The following is a 21,968-nucleotide window of genomic DNA, read 5'->3' on the forward strand; positions in this document are numbered from 1 at the left end:
TAAAGATACTGTAAGAATTCTTCTTTAATACAATCCAGGTAAATTTTATGGTTACAAGCATTTACTTCTAGAGATAATTTTTGAGCCTGTAATTACCCATCTTCTAATTCTTCAAAGCTTTTTTTCTTGAGTTCGTTTATGTATTCACCGTTATTATGGGCATTGTGTGACCTTCGAATTTAATTGTAAATTATTTTAGTAAACAATATGCAGTATAAGGTAGAAAAAGTAAACCTATTGGTGATCACTCGCCGTACCGGGTGTCAGCCACCAGAACTCTTGAGGAACAAGTTATCAAAAGAAGTAATGATTTTCTCCTGTGGTATCGGATAAACCGATTTTTATTCTATACACCATAACTTTCTACAACTTCCCATCCTTCATTTACTGCTTTTTGATATAGCGAATAAAGAACCTTTGACTGCTTCTCGGACGGTAAAGGGATTTTACCATCAGTATATTTTTTTAAGATGTCCCTTTGTGTAATAGTAAGCGATCGAAAATTGTTATTGCTCATAAAATATCCTAAAAGTTGAATCCAAAGTTCTAATTCGGTTTGAACAACAAACGCTTGTATTTCAATACCATTGTCCAATTCTTTTTGTTTTTTATCTGATTTTTGTTCATATTTGGCTTCCTCTGTAGTGATAACTATTTTCTTAAGCGGTAATAAATCGATTTCTATACCACGAACATCGTTCCAGCATTGCTCTTTTTTACACCATTGTGCAATATTAGCGGAGCCTGGCGGCGGATTAGTAATTCTCTCATATACTATCATTGTGATATGCTTCATTAATTCTTCTAGCTCAAATGGTAACCGCTGTTCGTCCCATATTCTACCAAAATCCAAAAATAGCTTCCGTCTTTGTATAGAATGAGAGAGCAATGAGATTGAATATGCAACTGTTTGTGCTCTAAAGGCATTTTCATACCAAGGGGCCTTTGAAACAATTTTTTCTGTTGCCCGGAATAGAATAACCCTTGATACTGCATCCTTAAAATAATTCTCGGTGATTGCCAGATCATTTTTTTCTAATGTATTTGTTACCGATTTGGCAAACTCCTCAAAGCTATATTGGGCACCTTTTGAAACAATATGCGGTTTCCGATCCCATGAATTTTCGCTTTTCGCCAAGAACGTCTTTTCGATTAGCTGATCTTTAGGGTTTTCAATTTGAAATTGTCTTTTTTTAGCTGGTGATAAATAAGCTTGCTCATTTAAATATTCACCACGCACTCTTTCGTAAAACCAATGAGTACGTTTTTGAGAACCTCCTCGAGTAGCAACCCAAATGCGTTTAGAGTAATCTTTCATTTCTTTATGGAACGGACTATTAGAGAAGAAGTCTGATTTGTTAACTTTGTTTTGGGTATTGGCGTACTCCGACACGCTCGATACAAACTCGCTTTTTTTCTCAAAATTATTTACAACGGATAATTTCATTTGTACCGATATATTTGAAATATCCAGCTTTGAGTTCTTTTTTGCTGCATAAATGGCAGAAGTAGTTTGGCCGCCATTAACTATCTGGAAATCGGTAATTTTGGTGATAAATCCGTTCCTCGTTTCCACATCCGTGGCAGTTGCAGTAATGCCGTTATTATAGGCAAAAAACATATCCGGTTTATACTGAATGGTATTTCGTATTCCTTTATTGACTCCTCCTCTAAACTGCAAAAAGGTACGGACGTTTTGTTCAAGAAGCTTTTGCCCGTATTCATCGTAAATTTTAAATAATTGTTCTCCGTTCATAATCCCTAAATAGGACTGATATTCATCCGATGTGTTATGTACTTCCAAATAAGGAATGTTCAATTCAATATTGTATGAACCAGAGCTGTTTTGAGACATATAGATACTGTATAAATATTGTATATCAATAATTTTATGCTCGCATACAATACCTTCAATCGATTCGTTTGGTATATGGGATATGTTTTTTGACATTTTACCATCTGTTAAGACAATAAAACGAAATTTATCAATTAAGTTGTTTTGCACGTGCCGATTAATAGTAAATGCCAAAGAATAGGCATCAGAGGTCTCCTCTAAATCATAATGAAGACCATCCATGCTTAACTCCGCATATTTTTTTAAACGATTAAACTTTGTCGTTATCTGCTGTTTGGTTAATGTTTCAATGACATCATCTTGAAAGAATTGAAAATTAATCAATGTAAATATTTTTCTGCCTTCATCATAATCGTATCCATAAACCTCACAACCTGTTTTTATGAATTCTGCCATTTCATAATTATTGGTTAAATCGCCTACTTGCATAAGATCTTCACATACTAATTCGAAAAAAGACTGAGCTTTCAATAATCCGCGACTTTCGGAATCCGAAAATATGGATTGTAAGAAGTCCTGATGGAACTCTACTAAAGTTGCCATGACTACCATCTCCGTTTATATTAAAATATCTGTTATGTTTACTTTAAAATTTGTACACCCCGATAAATCAATGTTGTATTTTATGTTTGGTATTAAATGTGAAACATGTTCTGAAGCTATCTTCGGAAATCCATCTCTTACTTCATAACCGATAACCTGTTCTAATAGAAACTTTGATAGAGATTCCTGCGGTATTTCAGGAAAATAACCATACTCTTCAACCTTTTCAGTAAACTCATTTGAAAGGCTTTCATTTTCAATTTTTTCTTTAATCGATTTAACCAAGTCAGCAATGGTTTCCCCGCTACCTGCTTCATTTAGAGCACAGGAAAATAGATACAAAGGATTTTTTTCTGAATTCAATTGTTCTTTAGAAGAAATCCAAACACGATTACCTGAAGTCATACGAAAAGATTTTACTTCAATCGCGAAGTTCTTCAGGAGGAAATCCTGCTTGTCTCCCAATGCGCCAACCCAGCCGTGGATACCGACACTATAACCATAAGCAGGTATGATATAATCGCGTAAGATTTTTAATTCGCTGTACAAACCCATCTGTTCTTCTTTTGACATGATTTTAAAACTTGACTTGCGAAGCAGCTTCTGCCAGCGTTCTACTCGTTTCATTACATTTACAATTATATTTTCATTATGCTCCTTCATAACATTTATTAAATCATTGCAAAGGATTAGGAAAATCTCCCAATCCTTCGATTCTTTTAATAGTAAAATAAGCTTGTTCGGACTTGAAGATTGATCAAGCTGAATTTGCATCCCATTAAGCTTGATCTCGCGGATCGGCTGAATAAAATCTTCATCACATTGCATCATTAATCCATATTGATTGAAGGCATCCACAATCCAAAACGCATTATATTTGATTGTTTCTTTTACTCTTATTCGGCTGAGCCGGTCTAATTGTAACCAGGGATTATTCATCATCATAGTCACCGTCTTCACCAGCTTCTTCTCTATACGCTTCTTCCAGTTGCTTTTTGTATACACTATTTATCCGAACTTTTACATTGTTAACAAAAGGATCTTTTGAATTTGGGAAGCTGATACTAAACCCAACAGCTTCTATTTTATTATTTTTTCTATCCCCAAGTTCTAAAGCATGTACGAATAATACTGGCTTCACCAATTTTTCGCGCATTTCATGTGATTTCAACTTTTTGAATACAGTCGGCATGATAATACTTTCTGGTTTCGCTCTTGAAAGCTGTCTATTGGCAACTTCGTAATAACTGTGCTTTTCTGTTACAGAACGGTATTGTCGCTGAACTTGAATGGAATCAGCCTCGAATATTGTATCGCTATTACCATTGTATAAGACTACATCCCAGTCTATATTAACTCTTTCAATATAATCTTTGATAAATTCAATCGGCATTCTCGATTTTAATCCCAAAGGGTCATTTTTATACAATCGGTAATTTTCCACGAATCTTTTAACAATCGTTTTATCAACATTTTTCCAAACATGACTATCGGTTGCTACATACTCGTATTCCCCCTTTTGTAAGGCTTGGATTGTTTCTTTTAACAGGGTTTCATTTGCATTAAGATCGTCTGATTTATTGCTGATCCATCTAGTTTCTTTAATCTGACCATCCAGGTTCATCTCTAAATACATATCTTCTGTATATTTTGACTTATTGCGTGCTGTAACCTGAAGCAGACTATCTGGATGCAATTGCACGGCCAAACCAAAGTCTTCCGGTGTTAAATTTTCTTCTCGCATAACATTTAAACGGCTGACTAATTCATTCGTAGCATCAATAATAAATCCAAATTTCTTATTCATGTCATCCGTTAAGTACACTCTGCAAATATCTTCATAACCGATTCGGTAACCAAACCATCGGCCCATTTGCATTAATGTATCATAATAGATCGTCGTTCTTAAGAAATAACTCACGCTTAATCCCTCTAATGTAAAACCGCGGGACAAGCTTAACCCGCCAATTACGATAACATTTGATTGAATATCCTTTCGATACTCTAAAGGGATTTTGGCTTTCTGATGTACATCTACAACTTGAATGGAATCTACTAATAAACAGACTTCTTTTAAAACCGTACCAAAATCAAATTCGATATCTTTTAATCTTTCAGAAAATGTAGCTTTCATTGCTTTCAAATGTGAAAAATTGTACGGATTCGCCAGGTTTCCATACGCTTTAATTTCAGCTTTAAGATCCTCAAAGTAACTTGCTACAAGTTTTTTCACCTTAACATGTACGCCAGTGAATCTAGAAATATGGATTAACATACTATTATGCTTCTTTTGATTCCGTAAATTACGGATTGCAATATTGATAACAAATAAACGAACAGCATCCTTTAAGCTTTCAGGCAGCTTTCTTAGTTCACCATCATAGTCCTTTTTGTGCTTAATGACAAAAGGGATTTCATTTGGAGGATAGAGAATGTCATCATCTAACTCATAAGCAACTTCATCATTAGGAATTTCGACTACATACTTCTCGTTGTCTTTATTAAAAATCTTTTCTGCACCGAAATAATTAGATGGTGCTTCAAGCGCGTAAATAAAATCGCTTGGGAATATGTCTCTGCCTGCACCTTCATTTTTTGCATTATGATCGATGAAAATGTTAGCATATGGTGTTGCTGTATAGGCTACATAGGCACTCTTTTTGAATTTCTGTAAGAGAAGCCGTATCTTCTCATTGATAACGGTTGGTTCTTCTTCTTTTTTTGTATTAATCGATGCATAATCGGATTCATCATCGATCACAAGCATTGGTTTATCCACCTGATTCTTATAATGAATATCTAACCATTTTAAAAGATGATCTAAGGTCTTCGTATGTTTTTTAATCACTACTATAATTGGTTGCTTCATATTATCAAAATTTGTAGTTCCCTGCGCTCTGGCTGTTTCAATTTTGAAGTCATTTTTTGCATTGGTTAAACTTGCAGGCATTTTTTCTCTTTTAAATTCAGGTAATAGCCCGACACCCCTGTAATTTGCTCCGACAAATACTTCGTCTAGTCGTGCTTGTGTCTGGTCACGCAAGTTATTTTGTCCGCCGGCAATAACAACTATAAAACGATAACCGGCATCAGCAGCCTTACAAATTAACGAAGCATAGTTGGAGGTCTTTCCTGATTGGACATGGCCCACAACCATGCCATATCTTGAAAAGGACTCTAAATCAGGGTCTGCTAAGTTATTCATAATGGCATCCGTATCATCATTAATGGTTTCGAGTACTTTTTGCGGTAAATCACGTTTCATGTACGTCATATAATTGGTTAAATAATAATTATCAGATTGGAGCTTTTTTTTACCTGTCCACCAAGTGGTGTCTCTATTCTTCTGTTCTTTTCCTGTTACAAGAATCCCTGTTGTGATCCGAACATTAAAGGATTGCTCCATTTCTGTTTGAAGATACTTCCATTCCTCTTCCGTTAATGGACGTATATTATTCGCATCTGCTATTCCTAAAATTGTCTTTAAGAACTGTGGCTTTGTAACTTTGATTAAAGATTTCCATTCTTCGATAATTATTTGGATAGTATCTTCCTGCAAACCGCTTTGTTCCTGTAGTGTTCCAGAAATTTTTTCTTTTACATGTTTATACATGACATAATGATTAATCTCAGTGTTGGCTTGCATTTTCAAAATACCCCTCCTTGTTTTTGTATACTTCCGTTTTCAGTAATTCCTTAATGAACGCTTCACTAACACCTTTTGAACGCCAATTTTCCACTAGCATTATAATCTCATTTTCATTAATTAGTGTTTCTTGTTTGACTTTTAGCGGATTAGTATTCAACTGAGCAACAATGGCATCTAACGGCAAATAGCTTTCTAACCCCATTAAAATGACATTTAATAATTGATGTTGGTCTTCTCTTAGTGTGTCTTCTAGATTTTTGATAATCGGGTGCTCTCGATTGATTGCAAAGTGAATATCTTTATTATCAGCAACCAGCTCCCAAAATCGAGTAGTTCTCTTATCTTCAATCTTTTTACCTCTACCTGTAAAAGGTCTCGATCCCTTTACAGTTACTTGCTGAATGATACGCTTTAGGTCTTTCTTAATTTCACTTACTGGATTGGCCGCTGATTTCTTTATATCAATTCCCCATGCGGTATCCTGATTGTTAGGGATATCAATTTTAATACGTACAAGCTTGTGTGCATCGTTTGTTCTATGCATACTCCACCATGTGCCGTGAATCAACAAGCGATGGGCACGATATAAATAAAAACCCTGTGATTTGGTGTAGCCATCTTTTGTAGCATATTTGTCAAATTCCTGTTGAGATAGCTTCGAATGGTGCGGTAATATATAAGGCTGCACTATTATTTCTGAATTTAAATATTTTATTTTTTCCGGTACCAATTGCTGCGTTGCTATATGTTTTGGGTTAAATGGATTAAAAGGTTCTAATGATTGACCATTGACAAAAATTTTTAAGGCATTTTTTCCAGGAACGATCCCTTCTAAAAAGCAATGAAATACTAAAGATAAATGGCTTCTCAATATATCTAACTTATTAGGTATGTCGGCTTCTTTAAACGTATCAATCCCGCGCCACACTACCAACGTCCCGTTTTCTTGTTGCATAAACTCCTCAAACAAAGGCACATTAGTGTACTCACTTATATCTGGCGTAATTAATAACCATTCGTTTTCTCTTGAAATATATTTTAAGTCCCATTGTTTAATAGACACTACCCCATTCTTTTTCGATAAAACTGTTAAGTCTATACATTGTGAAAAAGATGCTGTTTTTAAGCCCAATCCAAATTTCCCCAAGTCTACTCCTTCTCTAGGAGAGTCTGGATCATTTGTAGCTAAACGCATAGCATCAATAAGCTCACTATTAGACATCCCAGTACCATCATCTAATAATGTAAACACTGTACTTGGATTTGGCATACAAGAAATATGTACATTTTTTGCTTTTGCTGTAATGCTATTATCAAGCACATCTGCAACAGCTACCTCAAATGTATACCCTATATCTCTTAAGGATTTTATAAAATTGGATATATTCGGTTGTACTACTTCCGTTATCAATTTTTCACCAACTTTTTTATTATTAAATAATATCTCGAGAAAAAAATACTAATAAAATATTTTTTAACTCGGTATTAATCATAAATATTTATCCTTGTTAAACTTTTTTGATTATGTCTACTATTTTGCAAGATTTATTTTATAGATCATTTGTTTACTTTTTAAAACAGTTCTTTCTATGCCACTTCATATACGTTTCCATTACTATATTCGTTTTAATAGATATCTCTGAAGATAAATTTATCTTCCTAATAATTTCTTCTGGTAATTCAGATGAAATTAAAATTTTTCCATTACTTGAAAAAGAGATGTATCCACAATTAAAAATTTTTTCGTGATTAGGGCAGAATAATAGACCATTGTTTTCATCAACCCTTTCATTATGAGAGGAATACCTCCAGGGCTTTATATAACTTGCGAGCAAAAATGCCCTTTCTTTAATTCCGCAAATTACACACTGTTGTGAATGCAATAATAATTTATTTCTAAAATATTCTTGCGCATTACTTTGGAGGATCTGTTGGACTATATTTGTATATATATCTAGATCTTCATGCATCTTCTTTAAAAATTGTAAATCTCCAGCGGTATCTTCTTTGAACTCATAAGGATCAACTAAAAATACACCATCAGCCCTCTCTGACACAATTATCCCTAATCCAAGTACTCTGTTTTTACCCTTATTTTCCTTATGTAATATTCCAATTGGAATATTATTTAGTAGATTATATCTAGCAGCTTCTATATCACTTATTTTTCGATTATCTTTCTCACCACTTGGAGGTTTCATCTCTATTTTAATAAAACTGTATCCCTTTTTGTCCCATATTATTTGTTTCCCGTAATTTGAATCTAATTCCGTAGCTTGATAGGATAATAAATATGGCTTTTTTGCTGGTTTATAGAAACCTCTAATTAAATCATGCAGGATATGTGGCTCAGGTACAAATTGATCAGGCGGCAGTTTTTTTTGTGAACTCTCTCCTTTAATTTCAACTTTGCCAATTAATAACTTTCCTTTCAGGAATTGAAACTTTCTTAAAATTCCTTCATGCACTCGATCCATAGGTGTCATCCTTTCATTTTGAAAAAAAATGCAATTTCAATTTTTTAACGTTACTGAGGTATAATTAAAATATCATTCTATATACCTTAATATTCTAAATTAATTGGGATGCTTATCTATGTAAAATTTTTAAAGTATTGAGTTTCCAAATTATTAAGAATCTTTATGATATAATTGTACCTTAAAAGAATTATCTTTTGGTAATATAATTCCAATAAAATTTAATTATTGAAAAATAAAAGAAGCTATATCCATCGGATATAGCTTCTTTTATAGATTATTAGGTCAATGGACCTCATATTCCCCTGTATTAACCATTTGCTCAGGAATTATTATATCTTTAGTTTTAACCTCTAACTTTATTCCTAATGACTCCAATAACCCTTCTGCTATACACCTTGCCAAGATTGGAGGAACAGCATTTCCAATTTGCTGATACTGAGAATCCTTCGATCCAACAAATTTGTAGGAATCTTGGAATGATTGTAATCTTGCAGCCTCTCTTATGCTGATAGCTCTGTCTTTTACCGGATGTATCCACATTGATTTTCTAACATTTACAACTGTATCTGCAGGCTGACTGTATGATAGTCTTTTATAAATAGTATTTTGAGTCCTGCTATGATCAGTATAGGTAGTTTTTAATGACTCGTCCAAATCATGGAAATTTTGTCCTTCTTTTAGAGCTTTAAATCTTTTAACAGCAACATCCCTGGATTCTGTCCGTACATGGTTATAGATTTTTTGATTGCTATTATTGTTAAGGTATTCATTTAATGGACTGCCAAGAATGGGAGTATTGGTTCCCCTGTCCATTTCATCTTCCTTAACATCAGTACTTGGGGCTAACCTCTCTAAGTCCCCAATAGCATCATATATTTTATTAAATTCCTCTTTGTTTAAAAATAATGGTTTTGGAGTTATAACCTTTTCAGCTTTTAAACAATCTTTTCGGACACCCATCAAAATGAGTCTTCTTCTTTCTTGAGGTACCCCATATCGTGCTGCATTGAATATATATTGTTCCCCATTAATAATATAACCTAGGTCCGAGAATTTTCGTTTAATATAATTAAAAACATTAAAGGATTTTATTGTAACATGAAGAGTGTACTCATTAATATTAATATCATACAAAATTACACGGTTCAAAATTATTTCAGATATTTTATTAATAACCTTTTGAGTTTCAACAATCTCTTCTAATCTGCTCTTTAAATCGGAAAGATTTAATTCATTTTTTTCAATTAAGTTTTTAAGCATTTCACCCAGATCTGCCCAATCTAAATGGTAAAGGTTGTCCCAATACTCTTGATGCGATTCCTGCCATTGATTATTGATAATTCTTGTAAAATCTTTTTGATTTGTTTCTTTATTAATGAATTCCATTAAAGCTCTATTCGATTGCTTTCTAGCATGTCTTAACAAAGAGTTCAGCTTAGATAAAAGCTCTTTGTTCACCATATAAGGTCTTAAATCTATCTTTTTTTGATAAGCATTGAAAAGAAATTCTTTTAATCTCCCTGAATATGAATTTCTGTATCCAATCTTAATATGTTCTTCTGATGGCTCAATATTTAATCTTTTTAATTCCACTTCATCTTTATCATTTAGATAGAACTTATGTTTTTCAGATTCTAATGTTCTAACATTTTCCATAACAAATGCTTTTGGCTTTATTTCCTCGATTGCACGAATAAATTCTCTTACTAACTGATTGTTTGAAGAAATTAGTGTATTTTGCTGCCTATTTGCATTTGAAAATCCTTGGCATGGAGGGCCTCCAATTATTACATCAATATCTTTGTATTCTGCCTTCTTTTCTCCTTCGTTATTTACATACTCCAGTTGAGTGATATCTTTATGTAAAATAACATCATTTTCATGGTTTCTTTTGTATGTTTCCCTTGCATAATCATTGATTTCTACAGCAACCTTAACTTTAAACTTTCCAGTCTGTTCAAATCCATTGCTGAGACCGCCTGCTCCTGCAAAAAGATCCATTACTTTTAGTTTATCCATTTAAAAACCTCACTTCTACATGAAGTAGTAAATTCTAATTACATTATAACAGAACAAATGTTCCATTCAAGTCTTTTTTAAGTAACTTTTCAATTATACCATAATAAAACTACTAATATTAAAAGGGATTTGATCATGTTTAAACCAGTACCTTTAAGGGAATATTTTTAATAGTTATAAAAGACGGAAGTGATTCGATGCCTGATAAAATAACAAAAGAGCAGCGCTCCAAAAACATGCAAGCAATCAAATCACAGTCAAATTTAGAAAACGATGTTTCAAAAGCGCTTTGGAAGAAAGGTTTCCGCTTCAGAAAAAATACAAAAATGTTCGGAAAACCTGATATTTCCATTAAAAAATACAAAGTTGTCATATTTATTGATTCCTGTTTCTGGCACTGCTGCCCTGTTCATGGAAATATGCCAAAATCAAACCAAGATTATTGGATGAATAAACTCGGCAGAAATAAAAGCAGGGATAAAGAGGTAACAAGCTTTTACATTGAGAATGGCTGGAGAGTACTCCGAATTTGGGAACACGAGTTTAAACAGGACTTTGAAAAAACCATAGAAATGATTGCTGACTTTATTAGAAGTGCAAAAAATTCAAAATGAAAACACCCAACTCTTTGCTGAAAGTAAGATAAGGGTGTTTTCATGTTTTAAATTAAATTACTTAATTCTTTCGAACATGAATCTTTATATTGTATCCAGCATGCCTCTTGTTTTGCCCATTGAGTAACGTTTCGTTCACCAGCAGAGTCTTTTAAATAGAATAAAGTTTTATCAGCAATGATTCTGATAACTTCATCCCATTTATCAGATAAAGATTGTTCTTCCCATACTGCAACTAAATCGATGTGACCACTGTACAAGTGATGAAGCATAGATGCTGTATAATAAATAACATTCGCCTTATAGCCTCTCAGTTTCATTTCATTAACAATCTCTTCTACTCGCTGATTAATTATTGCTCTTGCGATTAATTTTTGATAGACAGATAGGGTTATTTTTTCCTGTGTACTGCCGCTCCAAAAACTTTTGTTCAAATCCATGAATTTTTTAAAAGCTTCCTCTCCGCCTTTACTTGAAACATGAGGATAGCCTTCCCATGACATGAAATATTTCGCAAGGTCTACTTTTGTCAGTACTTTATTTTTAGGATACTGCTTTTTGAATTCGCTTTGTTCCTTTCCGCGATTTCTTCGGCTAATATCTACCATATACTGGCCTCTTGCACGTTCAAAATACCATTTATTCTCTGGTCTTCTGCCATCAAGTGCAGGAATCCAAATATTTCGGGAGAACTTTTCTAAATCAGACATAAACCGGGTATTAGCGAGAAGGTCTGATTTGTTTATTTTGTTTTGTGTATTTGCATATTGTGAAATTCTTGAGATCATATCATCTTCTAACAAATGCTGATCTTTTGTAACAAATTCATTAACCTGAAGAATAGTAAGCTTTGCCTGTACATAAACATCTTGAAGGCTAATTCCTTCTTTATAAGCCTTATGAATAGAAGCTGTAGTTTGTCCTCCATTAACAATCTGCCAGCCGCTTAGACCCTTTACTCTATACTGGTTTACACCTTCATTTACCATTTCAAAATCACCAGTTCGGGCTACAGTTGAAATTCCGTTGTTATAAGCTACAAACATTTTACGCTGAAAGGGATCTTTTAGGGTATCTCTTATACCTTTATTTGTTCCTCCTCTAGCTTGGAGGAACGAGCGGACGTTTCTTTCAACTAATTTTTGTCCCCATTCATCATATGCTTTTGCAAGGAGCTCTGCTGAAATGTATCCGACATAACAGTCAAATTCCTTAACCCCATTCGCAGGATCTGGAACAAACATCATTTCAAAGGTCTCACCATAATCCTTTTCAAAGTCAATATAGTCTGTTTCAATAGCCTGTTCGGAAGTAATGAGCTGCTGAACACGATCAATATCCCAAACTTGTACATTGACTGTTTCAATACCAGGGATTGACATCTCTACAGGCTTATTAGAAGAATAATACATGTTTGTTACTACAAAGATGTTAATTTCGTTAAGATTATCCATCTCATTCGAAATAATCTTAGCAAGGTCAAAAGCTTCTAATGAATGATCAATAGTTTGCATAAGTGACTTTGCGTTTGTTACAAATCGTTTTGCCTTATTGGCAGTCTCTGTTACTGCAGTCATGTTAACTGTAAGAAGATCATCTTCATTTTGTTCAAAATTATAATCCGTTACGTACAGGTCTAATATATTATTCTCATCGTCAAAGGAATAAGCATTGACTGCAATATTCTTTGCTGTATCTAAATAAGGCGGGATCAAAATTTCAGGATCATCAGGCCTTTCCATAAACGACAGCATTTTTTCAAGAAATGGAACCTGATAGCTCCCTGTTTTAGCTGCCCTTTCTTCTAGCTCCTCCATAAAGTCGATGAGAAATTCTTTTCTTTGTCTATTTTCAACCATTTTTTATCCTTCCACTCTAAACATTTGGTATATGGCTTCTTGATCTTTCTCAAACTCTGAACAATGAGTAAGATCGATATTATATGTTACATGAGAAATACCCTTAGGCAGATCTTCCTTTAGGAGTCTTGGAAAATCCTCCCCCGCTTCATAGACTTCTGTCTTTTCTACAAAGTACAGAGTATCAGCGTATTCTTCTTCTCTAAAACCAAGGTCCGTCATTAGATCAAAATATAAGAGCGCAATTCTTTCGGACCTTTCTGCTATTTTGTTCCGAACTTGGTTTGCGAGTTCCTGAAGAGATAAACCATGCGTTCTGCTCTGCTCAAGAAAACATACATAAAGAAATATAGATGAAACAGCTTCACTTAATTTAAGCTGATTTTCATTAGATATTTTAATAGTTTTCGATAATTTATCAATGACAGTTTTAATCTCAAGACCGCACCGGCTTCCTTTAAAATCTATTCTGCCTCTTGTAGGGCCTTCCCACTGCTCAATAATAAGCGGGGGCTGTCCAGGGTTTTTATCCAGCCATTCATTAATAAACCATAATTCTCCAAATAAACCTCTTTGCTGTTCTTCTGAAAGCTTTTTGAACCCGCCTCTCTGGAAAAAGATTCTCCATCTATCGAGGACCTTATAAACTTTAGAAAAAAGAGACTCCGCATTTTCAGCCGCCAAATGATCAGCAAGGTTTTGGAGAACAACGTCAAATATTTCAGAGCTTTGTTCATCCTCCTGCCTGATAACGAGAAAATAATGCTGTTTTAACAGAAAAACCTTCTCAAAGTACTCAATTTTCACAGACATTCCGCGCCATTTCGGCAAGGCTTTTTCCTGATCATCCGCCCATGGTTCGGTTCCCAAGTCAATGTAAAGCTGGCGATGATGATTGGCGGGATCAATTCCTGCAAACATGACAGGACTTTCGTAAGTAAGGACATTAAGCTTATAGACTTCACTGTCATCTTGGCTTTTAAGTTCCTTGATCATTTGTTCAAACTCTATTTTTAGGTTAATCACAGCTACTCTCCTTAAATAAAGTTATTTATACTGTTTTGTTAGTCTGGTAGATACTTGTATCATCGATCTCTGTGCCAGGGAAAGAAAATGCAATTCCAATTGGCACTAATTTTGAAGAGTATTTCACATCCAGACTTTCGAAGATCGGCACTTGCGGATGTAAAGGATATATTAGGATTAATCCTTTTTCTTTGTCACGGATTCTGCGTTTTTCTGTCCGGTCTTTTATTCCCTCTATCTCTTCAGGGTCAAGGTCAATGTATTCATGATTAGGAGAAACAATTGCCCCAATGTCTCTTATATGATCCTTGCTTACCGGCGGGGTCACTTTCTTCCCGAGGGCAGCAGCTGATTTTAATTTTAGTTTTCCTATTTCAACAGGGTACTCTCCCAGACCTGAGCTAACAGAAGGATCCCCTTCAACTACTGCAACAGTCCACTTTATTAGCTCTCCACTTCTATTAGCACGGTCAATATAATCCGAAATCAATACGGAATTCACAATGGTACTGTCAGCTGTCTGATACTCTGACAGGTACTCTTTAATCAGTTCTGCATTAACGGCAGATGCTGTGAAGTAGTTCGTTTTTTTGTAAGTATTTTTTTCTAATTGAAGCTTGTTCACTAACTTAACAGTGGCATCCATATTTCCTTTGAGCACCTGTTCATTCGGGTCAAATAGCCTTGTCTGCTGCAATGTACCTGCATAAATCACATTCGAAGATACGGCATTTCTCATCTTCAGCGGGCTTGTCAGCATCATTGTTGGATGACTTAGCATTTTGACTGCATATTCAGAGGGGGTTTTTCCCATCGCAGCAAGACGGTCAAACTCCTGGCGAAGCTGGATCATCGCGATGGCCAGATGCTCAAAATTTGAAGCAATCTCTTCAGACGTGTAAATACGGCAGAGATCCATATAGCCTTTTCTGTAGCCAAACCAGCGGCCCATCTGCATGAGTGTGTCGTACATAAGCGTGTTCCGGAAATAATAAGTGATGCTTAATCCTTCAAGCGTAAGTCCCCTTGATAATTTGTCACCGCCGACAGCTATTACATTTAATCCATCTTCTTTATATTGATGATAATCCAAAGCATCCCGGCTGTTACCGTTTATTTCAAATACTTGAATACTCTCACTGCACTTTCTTAGTTCTTCATATACATCTTCCCAGCTGAAATCAGGATGATTCTCATTTGGCCATTCTCTGCTAGTCAGACGAATGTCATTTTCATACAGTTCTTGCAGTTCAGCAATCACACTGCTTTCAGGATTATACTGCAGCTGTTTTGAGATAGCATCAAAAGTCCGCCAGACTTCATCTTTCACACTTGATTGAACATCCTTGAAGCGTGAAGTATGAATAAGCATGGAATTATGTTTTTTCCTCTGCCCTCTCAAATTACGGATGGCAATTGCGAGTAAAAATGCCAAGATTGCCTCTCGCATTTGCGGCGGCACTTCTTCGAATTTATCAGCATCTGTTTTCTTTTTTATAGTGGTAAATACATCAAGATCTTCCTGTCTCAGTGAACGAATAAGACTCGGCCTTGTGTCATCTGCATCTTCTTCTACATTAAAGTACTCTTCAGGCCCACAATATTCCTTCGGTTTAGGAAGACCAACAAGGAAATCTTTCGGATAGAGGTCATCTCCCTCTTCCTCTGTTCTCCCCTCTTTGCTAATAAGAAGATTTGCAAAAGGTGTTGCTGTATAGCCAACAAAAGCCTTTCGGTTAAATACCTCAAGTATTTGCCTGATTAGCCGGTTAATCGTTTTTGGATCTTCGTTTTTGTCTGGATTAGAAGTATCAACAGATGCCTGGTCAGCCTCATCGTCTATTATAAGGACAGGAATATCCAGGTTATATAAATCACGGTGATTGATTAGCTGATCTCTAAGCGATTCCAATACTGTTTTGTTTTTCTTCACAACCATTAAAGTTGGAGCATTGAGATTGCTTGTGCCCCTTTGGCTGGACTTAATATCATTAACCTCTGTTGTCCAGGAGGAGATAATATGATCGGCTGTATTAGAATATATTTGGGCAACTCCAATCGGATTGCCATTCTTATCTGTCCGGTTGCCAATCACTTCTTCATTCAGCCTAATCTGTGTCTGGGCTCTTAAATCATTATGAATACCAGATAATACAATGATTAGCTTATAGCCTAAGTCATAGGCTTTATTGATAAGTCCTGTGAAGTTGGCTGTTTTCCCTGACTGAACATACCCTAATGCAAGACCGCGATTATCAAATGGCTCCATGGAATTAGGGTTTCCAATTGAAGCCATAATTTGATTTGTTGTCTCGTCAATTGCTTGAACAGCCTCCAATGGCCATTTTTTCACCTCTGAGAGATATCTGCGGTACCTTGTCCAGTAAAATCCGCTCGCTGCCATTTGAGGCTTAAACCAGCCTTTTTCTCTATCGTTCCGCATGACATAATCCTTTGGAACCTCTAAACCAATTTTGTATTTCTTAAACATTTCAAGTGACCACTTTTGAAACATTACATCATCAATTGGGCCAAACCCAGATGCTAGCATCCTAGCTGATTCTAATGCTTTCTCTGCAGCTTCTTCCTGGGTTGAAGATACTGTTTTAAGCAGATAATAATTATTTGTAAAGGTCTGTTCAAACAGACTCTTATTATCAATTACTGACAAATAAATTCGCCTCCGTTATTATTGCTTTCAATGTTGCCCGGTTCAATCCATCAAATGCAGGCTGTGATAACAAAATATTCAGGAGCTGCTCTTCATTGTCTGCTACATTTAGCTTAAGCATGGAAGAAGCAAACTGGATAACCAGCTCTCTCTGACTATCCTGCACCTCCTGAACCTGTTCTTCGGGAACCTTTGGAGAGTCTATAATATTGCTTGGCGAACCAAGCTGCACAAATTTAAGATACAAGTTTAATAGCTTTGCATTTTCGTCATCCAAGTTCTTAAGGAGCTCTGATAGAATTGGATGATTCCTATTTAGAATAAATTGCGGGCCATCTTCGCTTCCTGACTGTTCCCAAGTATTCAGACTTCCTTTAAAAGTCTGGTTTGTGGAACCTGTCTGAGTCCGGAAATAGAATATATCCCTTGACACTTTCCTTGCAATAGCAGAAATGGTCTCTAGCCTTTTTTTCGCATCCTCAGGTAAGTTTATGCCTGATTTCTTTATATCTACCTGCCAATCAGAATCAGCAGTATTAGGCAGATCAATACGCACCCTTGCAAGCTGGGACGCTGCATCCTTTGGGAACATCCCCATCCAATCTCCAAAGTAAAGCAATCGATTCTCACGGTATATATACAGACCTTGATGATCACGCCAGCCCTTATATCCGCCTGCCTTTTTGTACTCAGGCTCATTTAAGTTAGAAGCGTGAGGCAGGATAAAATACTGGACTCTAATTCTATTATCATTAATTCGAAGCATCTGTGTTTCGCCTTCAATTGTATTCTGATGGAATCGCATAAACGGATCCCATAGCTCAATCACTTTTCCGTTAATAAACATTTTTACTTCGTTTTTTTCAAGAATAGAGTGGAAAACAAATTCCAAGTGTCTATTTATTCGGGAGACTTTATTATAATAACTGGTTTCCTTTAATTTTCGCTTGCCTCCATATCCCATGAATCGGTCAAGCTTATCAATGCAGACAATTGTGCCACTTTCCCCTTGTATTTCTCCCATTTTTAATTTAACTTCTTCGGGAATATTTGTGAAAAGCAGCCATTCATTACATTCAGATACGTGGTCTAAATCCCAGCATCTCTCAAAATATTGGCCTTCTCTTTTTGTAAGCACACTTAATCGCTTTCCCATAGAGAAGGATGCTGTCTTCAGACCCATTCCAAATCTTCCGAGTTCATTAGTGCTTCTTTTTGCACGCGGATCCTTAGAACCAATATTCATAGCAGTCTGAAGCATCTCTTCATTCATTCCAAATCCGTTATCAATAATTCTGATCATTCCATCTGATTCGCCATAATCAAAATTAATATTAACAATGGATGCTTTTGCATCCAGGCAATTATCTATCAAATCTGCAATAGCAGTGCTGGCATTATAGCCAATAGATCTAAGTGCCTGAATTACTGGTGCTGCTGACGGCTGCGTTAATACAGTATTCATAAGAAAGACTCCGTTCAATTAAAATATTTATAAATATTATATCAAAGATTTCACATTTACATATATTTGTATAAGCACTTACTAATTTTACTAAAAGTAACATTTAAATATTATTTTCAAATTAAGATATGTAATAGAATTTAAAATAAATACGAATCGAATCTCAATACATCTTACATTGGAAAAAAACTAATTAAAAAAGGCCGCGAAAGTACGGCCTATTCCTCATATTGCACCCTATATAGCTATATTTCAATTGTCTAAATTCTGTTAAAACTGTATAAAAATGAATCTAATTCACTTTCATTGGCAAATTTGAAAGAATAACCGTAATGAATCGGAGCCGCGCCCGTATGCATTTCTTTTGGAAATTGTGTGAGTGCTGTACTATGAAACTTTTTATCAGCTCTTAGTATCGCTTTCTTATCAACTATTTCTGGATTTAATATAATGCTAATCTCCTTCTTAGTTGGAACTAAGTAAATAATTTCTTTCGTTTCATCATTTGTGAATTCTGCAGCCTTTGTTGTTTCCTTCCTAAGATTAAAATTGTTTCTGCTAAAAATCGGATATAACATTTCCATATAAATGGTCCCCCATAATATTTATAGTATTTATTAGAATCATATAGGAAGTAGTTTTTATCATCAATTTATAGTTACTAATAAAAAGGATAAGCTGCTCATAAAAATACTAATCTTTTCTGGGCTGCTTACATCAACTTCTACAGTCGGCGTTATCATTCCAGTGAGTATGGGATTCATTGTTTTCTAGTATTTGAAGAACTTTATGGAAACGAGCGGTTTCGGAAGGAAATAAAGGGTAATTTAGAATGGAAATTGTACATTGTGCGTGAGATTATTTGATAGGAAACAACTGATTAGGAATTTTTGTAACTATCCCACTAGGAAGATTATAAAGTCAAATGATCAATGATTTTAGTTTCTTAATATAAGAAAAGTGGGATTGTACTTCCTTTTTGTACTTTTCCTGTGTAAAAAATGTGTAAAATGATATCAAAACCTAGCTTTTTCAGCCGTTTTCCCGAAAAAACAAAAAACACCTACAAACATTGATATATCAACATTTGTAGATGTTTGAACGTTTTTAAAATAAACTCGTTTTGATCTAAAGATACCGGTGGTCGGGGTCGAAACCAACCTTACGGAACACGATTTTGAGTCGTGCGCGTCTGCCAATTTCGCCACACCGTTGATATATCAGCATATTCAAAAAAACTAATCAATGCTTATCTTGCTATTGTCCATACGATTAAAGAAATACCTTACATTACTTATTTAAATCATGCATCAATAAAGTCAATAATGCAATCCTAATCTATTTTTTCTAACAAAGTATCAAATAAGGCTTCAATTTCATCATCTTCTCTGCCCTCATAAAACCGTTCCCTATAGTCATCCATGTAATAATCTTCAATAGCCTCATAATCAGGTTCAGGCACTTCACTTAAAACCCCTTCTAACCTGGAAATATAATCAGAGGTATCAATATCCAATGTAGACCCTACTTCTTCAAAGGTATTCAATACTGCTTCCAATTCTCCAATGTCGCAATTTTCAAAATCACTTTCGTTATCTTCCCAAATCAAGTCAATTATTTTTCCTAAATTTATCTCATTCATTATTTCATTGTATATTTCAGAAAAATTATTATTAATAAATATAATATGTTCTAAATCACTGAATAGTTGAGAGTTATCTATAATTTTAAATAAGCATTCTTTATAGTCTATTTCGGTAAATAGTATATTTTTGAACTTATCAATAAGGAAAAGATAATCTGTCACGTTCCCTAAATATGGCCTTGTAATTTCTTTTATTACAGTTGTAAGTATAGTTTTTAGTTCTTCATATTCATTAATATTGAAAACATCTGATATGACTCTTAATTGAGATAGCTTTAAATTGTTGTTTCCACAATCTTCATACTCATCAAATCTCCTAGCTAAAATTTTTACAAGACGTGTTTTTAAAATAGCTGGAATCTTTATTTTTCCTTGAATCCGATAGCCCGAAAAAGTTTTCAACAAGGGCTTAAGATATAATGTAGTATTCCAAATCATCTCAATAATCGAGTTATCCTTCGAACTATACTTTAAAAGAAAATCTTGTATTGAGGGGTTTTGGAAAGTAACAATAAAGTTATTCGTGATACTTTCTTTATATATTCTAATAAATGTTTTTTCTAATTCTCTTATACCATTTTTAAAAGCCCTATTATTAAACTTATTGTTTAATATGGTATTTAAATTATTAAAATTATTTTCTAACTGCAACAAATCAACCTTTGTTCCCATGACCATTAACAAAAGTAATATATTCTGCGATGCTTCCTCAATCTGATTTTCAAAGACATGTTCCCATATTTCATTTGGGTAATCCAATTTATTTATAAACTCTTTTGGATAGTTTTCTTCGGAAATATCATCAATAATCATTTTGTTAGTCATTAAATTAATAATCCTGGGATTATAATTTTTGTGTTGAATAATTTTTTGGTACGCCTTCCCTTCTACTAATTTCCTAACGTATGATAGAGGGACTTCCGAAAAGTAAACATGGTTATATAGAATTTTTGCTCTGATAAATCTATTATAATTTTCTACATTAATAATGTACTTATTGAAATCAAATCTTTTATCTTTTAAAAGGTCATGCTTTAATTGTGCTTGTCTAAGTATATATTCTCTGGTGGTCATTATAAAAATTTTGTTTGGTGACAAAACGACCTTGTTTACGAAATTTAGTAATCTCCTATCCTCATTTTTTGATAAGTTCCTTTCCAAAAAATTCCGCCCAAGAAAATCATCATAATAAAAAATTTGTTTTTGACTCTCAATAAAAACCTTCTCAGCCTCTTCTATATCCTCTGATATCTCAAAAAAATCATATCCACTCGCAATGTAGCTATAACTTAATATTTCGGCTAAAGTTGTTTTTCCAACTCCAGGACCACCTGATAAAATCAGAAAGCCTTCCTCTTTTAACATTTGTTGTGCCTTTGAAAAACTTTCATTTTGAACATAAACTCTAATTTTATTTTTTATTTGCTGCTCAGTAAATTCAGAGCGATTTAATATATTATTATTAACAATGGATTGTAAAGTATTAGTACTTGAAAGCCACAATTTATAGTGCTTTCTTTCTACCTGTTTATGATTTCCTAATAAACTTTTTATTTCATCTCCACCAATAATATCTGATGTATTACGTATATATCCTTTGAATAATTCTTGGATATATTCCTTATTTGCTGGACTTAAGCCCGCAGAAGTCATAATTATGTATTTTTTGGGATTAAGTTTTCTTACTTTGCTTACTTCTTTTTGAAGATTACCTTTTAAACTTTGAAAATTGCCATATCTCTTGCATTGAATAATAATATTTTCCTTTTTATTCTTTGAATACCGTAAGTCTATACCCCCATCTTTACCAGTTTTAAAATTTTCTAATTTTATATTTCTCTCTACCTCAAGTAAATCTTTGCACATTAATTCAAACTCATCAGGCGATAATACAGATAAATCGTAATTCCCCAAAAGACTTACTCCTTCCATTCCTTTTAATTTAACCAAACAAGCATATCTATAGAGTCTCTTCTTATATATTAATCGATACAAGGACTAAAGGTAATTCTAAGTTTACAATAATTTTCCTTATATTCAAATTCCGATGAACACAACTTAGATTCTTAATTATAAAAACTCATCAACAAAACTTTTTTTATAAAACTTATATTAAAACTCAATCTATACACTATCATAAGC

At 34.2% G+C, this 21,968-nt stretch carries 13 protein-coding genes and 1 tRNA gene; 1 reads left to right on the top strand and 13 read right to left on the bottom strand.

What is annotated here, in order from left to right; translation table 11 throughout:
- Positions 1 to 346: 346 nt before the first annotated feature.
- The 6 genes from V7127_RS23695 to V7127_RS23720 all read right to left on the bottom strand — a co-directional run bounded on the left by V7127_RS23695 (position 347) and on the right by V7127_RS23720 (position 10,546).
- Positions 347 to 2,398 (bottom strand): AIPR family protein, encoded by a 2,052-nt coding sequence (locus tag V7127_RS23695; RefSeq protein ID WP_335490437.1) that lies wholly within the window; start codon positions 2,396 to 2,398, stop codon positions 347 to 349.
- 15 nt (positions 2,399 to 2,413) lie between these two features.
- Positions 2,414 to 3,358, bottom strand: a complete 945-nt coding sequence (locus V7127_RS23700; RefSeq protein ID WP_335490440.1) for a PD-(D/E)XK motif protein — start codon at positions 3,356 to 3,358, stop codon at positions 2,414 to 2,416.
- Positions 3,330 to 6,044 (bottom strand): Z1 domain-containing protein, encoded by a 2,715-nt coding sequence (locus V7127_RS23705; protein WP_335490473.1) that lies wholly within the window; start codon positions 6,042 to 6,044, stop codon positions 3,330 to 3,332. Before V7127_RS23705 ends, V7127_RS23700 begins: the two co-directional genes overlap by 29 nt.
- A complete protein-coding gene (locus tag V7127_RS23710; RefSeq protein WP_335490443.1) occupies positions 6,028 to 7,458 on the bottom strand; it encodes an ATP-binding protein in 1,431 nt (476 codons plus the stop codon). Before V7127_RS23710 ends, V7127_RS23705 begins: the two co-directional genes overlap by 17 nt.
- 154 nt (positions 7,459 to 7,612) lie before the next feature.
- Positions 7,613 to 8,524 (bottom strand): HNH endonuclease, encoded by a 912-nt coding sequence (locus V7127_RS23715; protein ID WP_335490446.1) that lies wholly within the window; start codon positions 8,522 to 8,524, stop codon positions 7,613 to 7,615.
- A gap of 285 nt (positions 8,525 to 8,809) precedes the next feature.
- Positions 8,810 to 10,546 carry a DNA cytosine methyltransferase gene (locus V7127_RS23720; RefSeq protein ID WP_335490449.1) on the bottom strand — a complete coding sequence of 579 codons (1,737 nt, stop codon included), beginning with the start codon at positions 10,544 to 10,546 and terminating at the stop codon, positions 8,810 to 8,812.
- Between the two features lie 197 nt (positions 10,547 to 10,743).
- Between V7127_RS23720 and V7127_RS23725 the strand changes: the two genes are divergently transcribed.
- Positions 10,744 to 11,160: a very short patch repair endonuclease gene (locus V7127_RS23725; RefSeq protein WP_335490452.1), complete on the top strand. Its 417-nt coding sequence runs from the start codon at positions 10,744 to 10,746 to the stop codon at positions 11,158 to 11,160.
- A gap of 47 nt (positions 11,161 to 11,207) precedes the next feature.
- Here V7127_RS23725 and V7127_RS23730 read toward each other — a convergent pair whose 3' ends face one another.
- The 7 genes from V7127_RS23730 to V7127_RS23760 all read right to left on the bottom strand — a co-directional run bounded on the left by V7127_RS23730 (position 11,208) and on the right by V7127_RS23760 (position 21,776).
- Positions 11,208 to 13,019 carry an AIPR family protein gene (locus V7127_RS23730; protein WP_335490455.1) on the bottom strand — a complete coding sequence of 604 codons (1,812 nt, stop codon included), beginning with the start codon at positions 13,017 to 13,019 and terminating at the stop codon, positions 11,208 to 11,210.
- A gap of 3 nt (positions 13,020 to 13,022) precedes the next feature.
- Positions 13,023 to 14,045, bottom strand: coding sequence for a PD-(D/E)XK motif protein (locus V7127_RS23735; protein ID WP_335490458.1), 1,023 nt, complete (start codon positions 14,043 to 14,045; stop codon positions 13,023 to 13,025).
- A gap of 25 nt (positions 14,046 to 14,070) precedes the next feature.
- Positions 14,071 to 16,716 (bottom strand): Z1 domain-containing protein, encoded by a 2,646-nt coding sequence (locus tag V7127_RS23740; RefSeq protein ID WP_335490461.1) that lies wholly within the window; start codon positions 16,714 to 16,716, stop codon positions 14,071 to 14,073.
- On the bottom strand, positions 16,703 to 18,181 hold the full coding sequence (locus V7127_RS23745; protein ID WP_335490464.1) for an ATP-binding protein: 1,479 nt from the start codon (positions 18,179 to 18,181) through the stop codon (positions 16,703 to 16,705). Before V7127_RS23745 ends, V7127_RS23740 begins: the two co-directional genes overlap by 14 nt.
- Before the next feature lie 260 nt (positions 18,182 to 18,441).
- Positions 18,442 to 18,765 (bottom strand): hypothetical protein, encoded by a 324-nt coding sequence (locus tag V7127_RS23750; protein WP_335490467.1) that lies wholly within the window; start codon positions 18,763 to 18,765, stop codon positions 18,442 to 18,444.
- A 554-nt stretch (positions 18,766 to 19,319) separates the two neighbouring features.
- A tRNA-Leu gene (locus V7127_RS23755) sits at positions 19,320 to 19,395 on the bottom strand.
- Positions 19,396 to 19,514: 119 nt separating this feature from the next.
- The gene (locus V7127_RS23760) at positions 19,515 to 21,776 is read right to left on the bottom strand and encodes a restriction endonuclease (RefSeq protein ID WP_335490470.1); all 2,262 of its coding nucleotides are present in this window, start codon (positions 21,774 to 21,776) and stop codon (positions 19,515 to 19,517) included.
- Between the last annotated feature and the right edge of the window lie 192 nt (positions 21,777 to 21,968).

The organism is Bacillus sp. JJ1773 (assembly GCF_036962035.1).
GTDB lineage: Bacteria > Bacillota > Bacilli > Bacillales > Cytobacillaceae > Cytobacillus.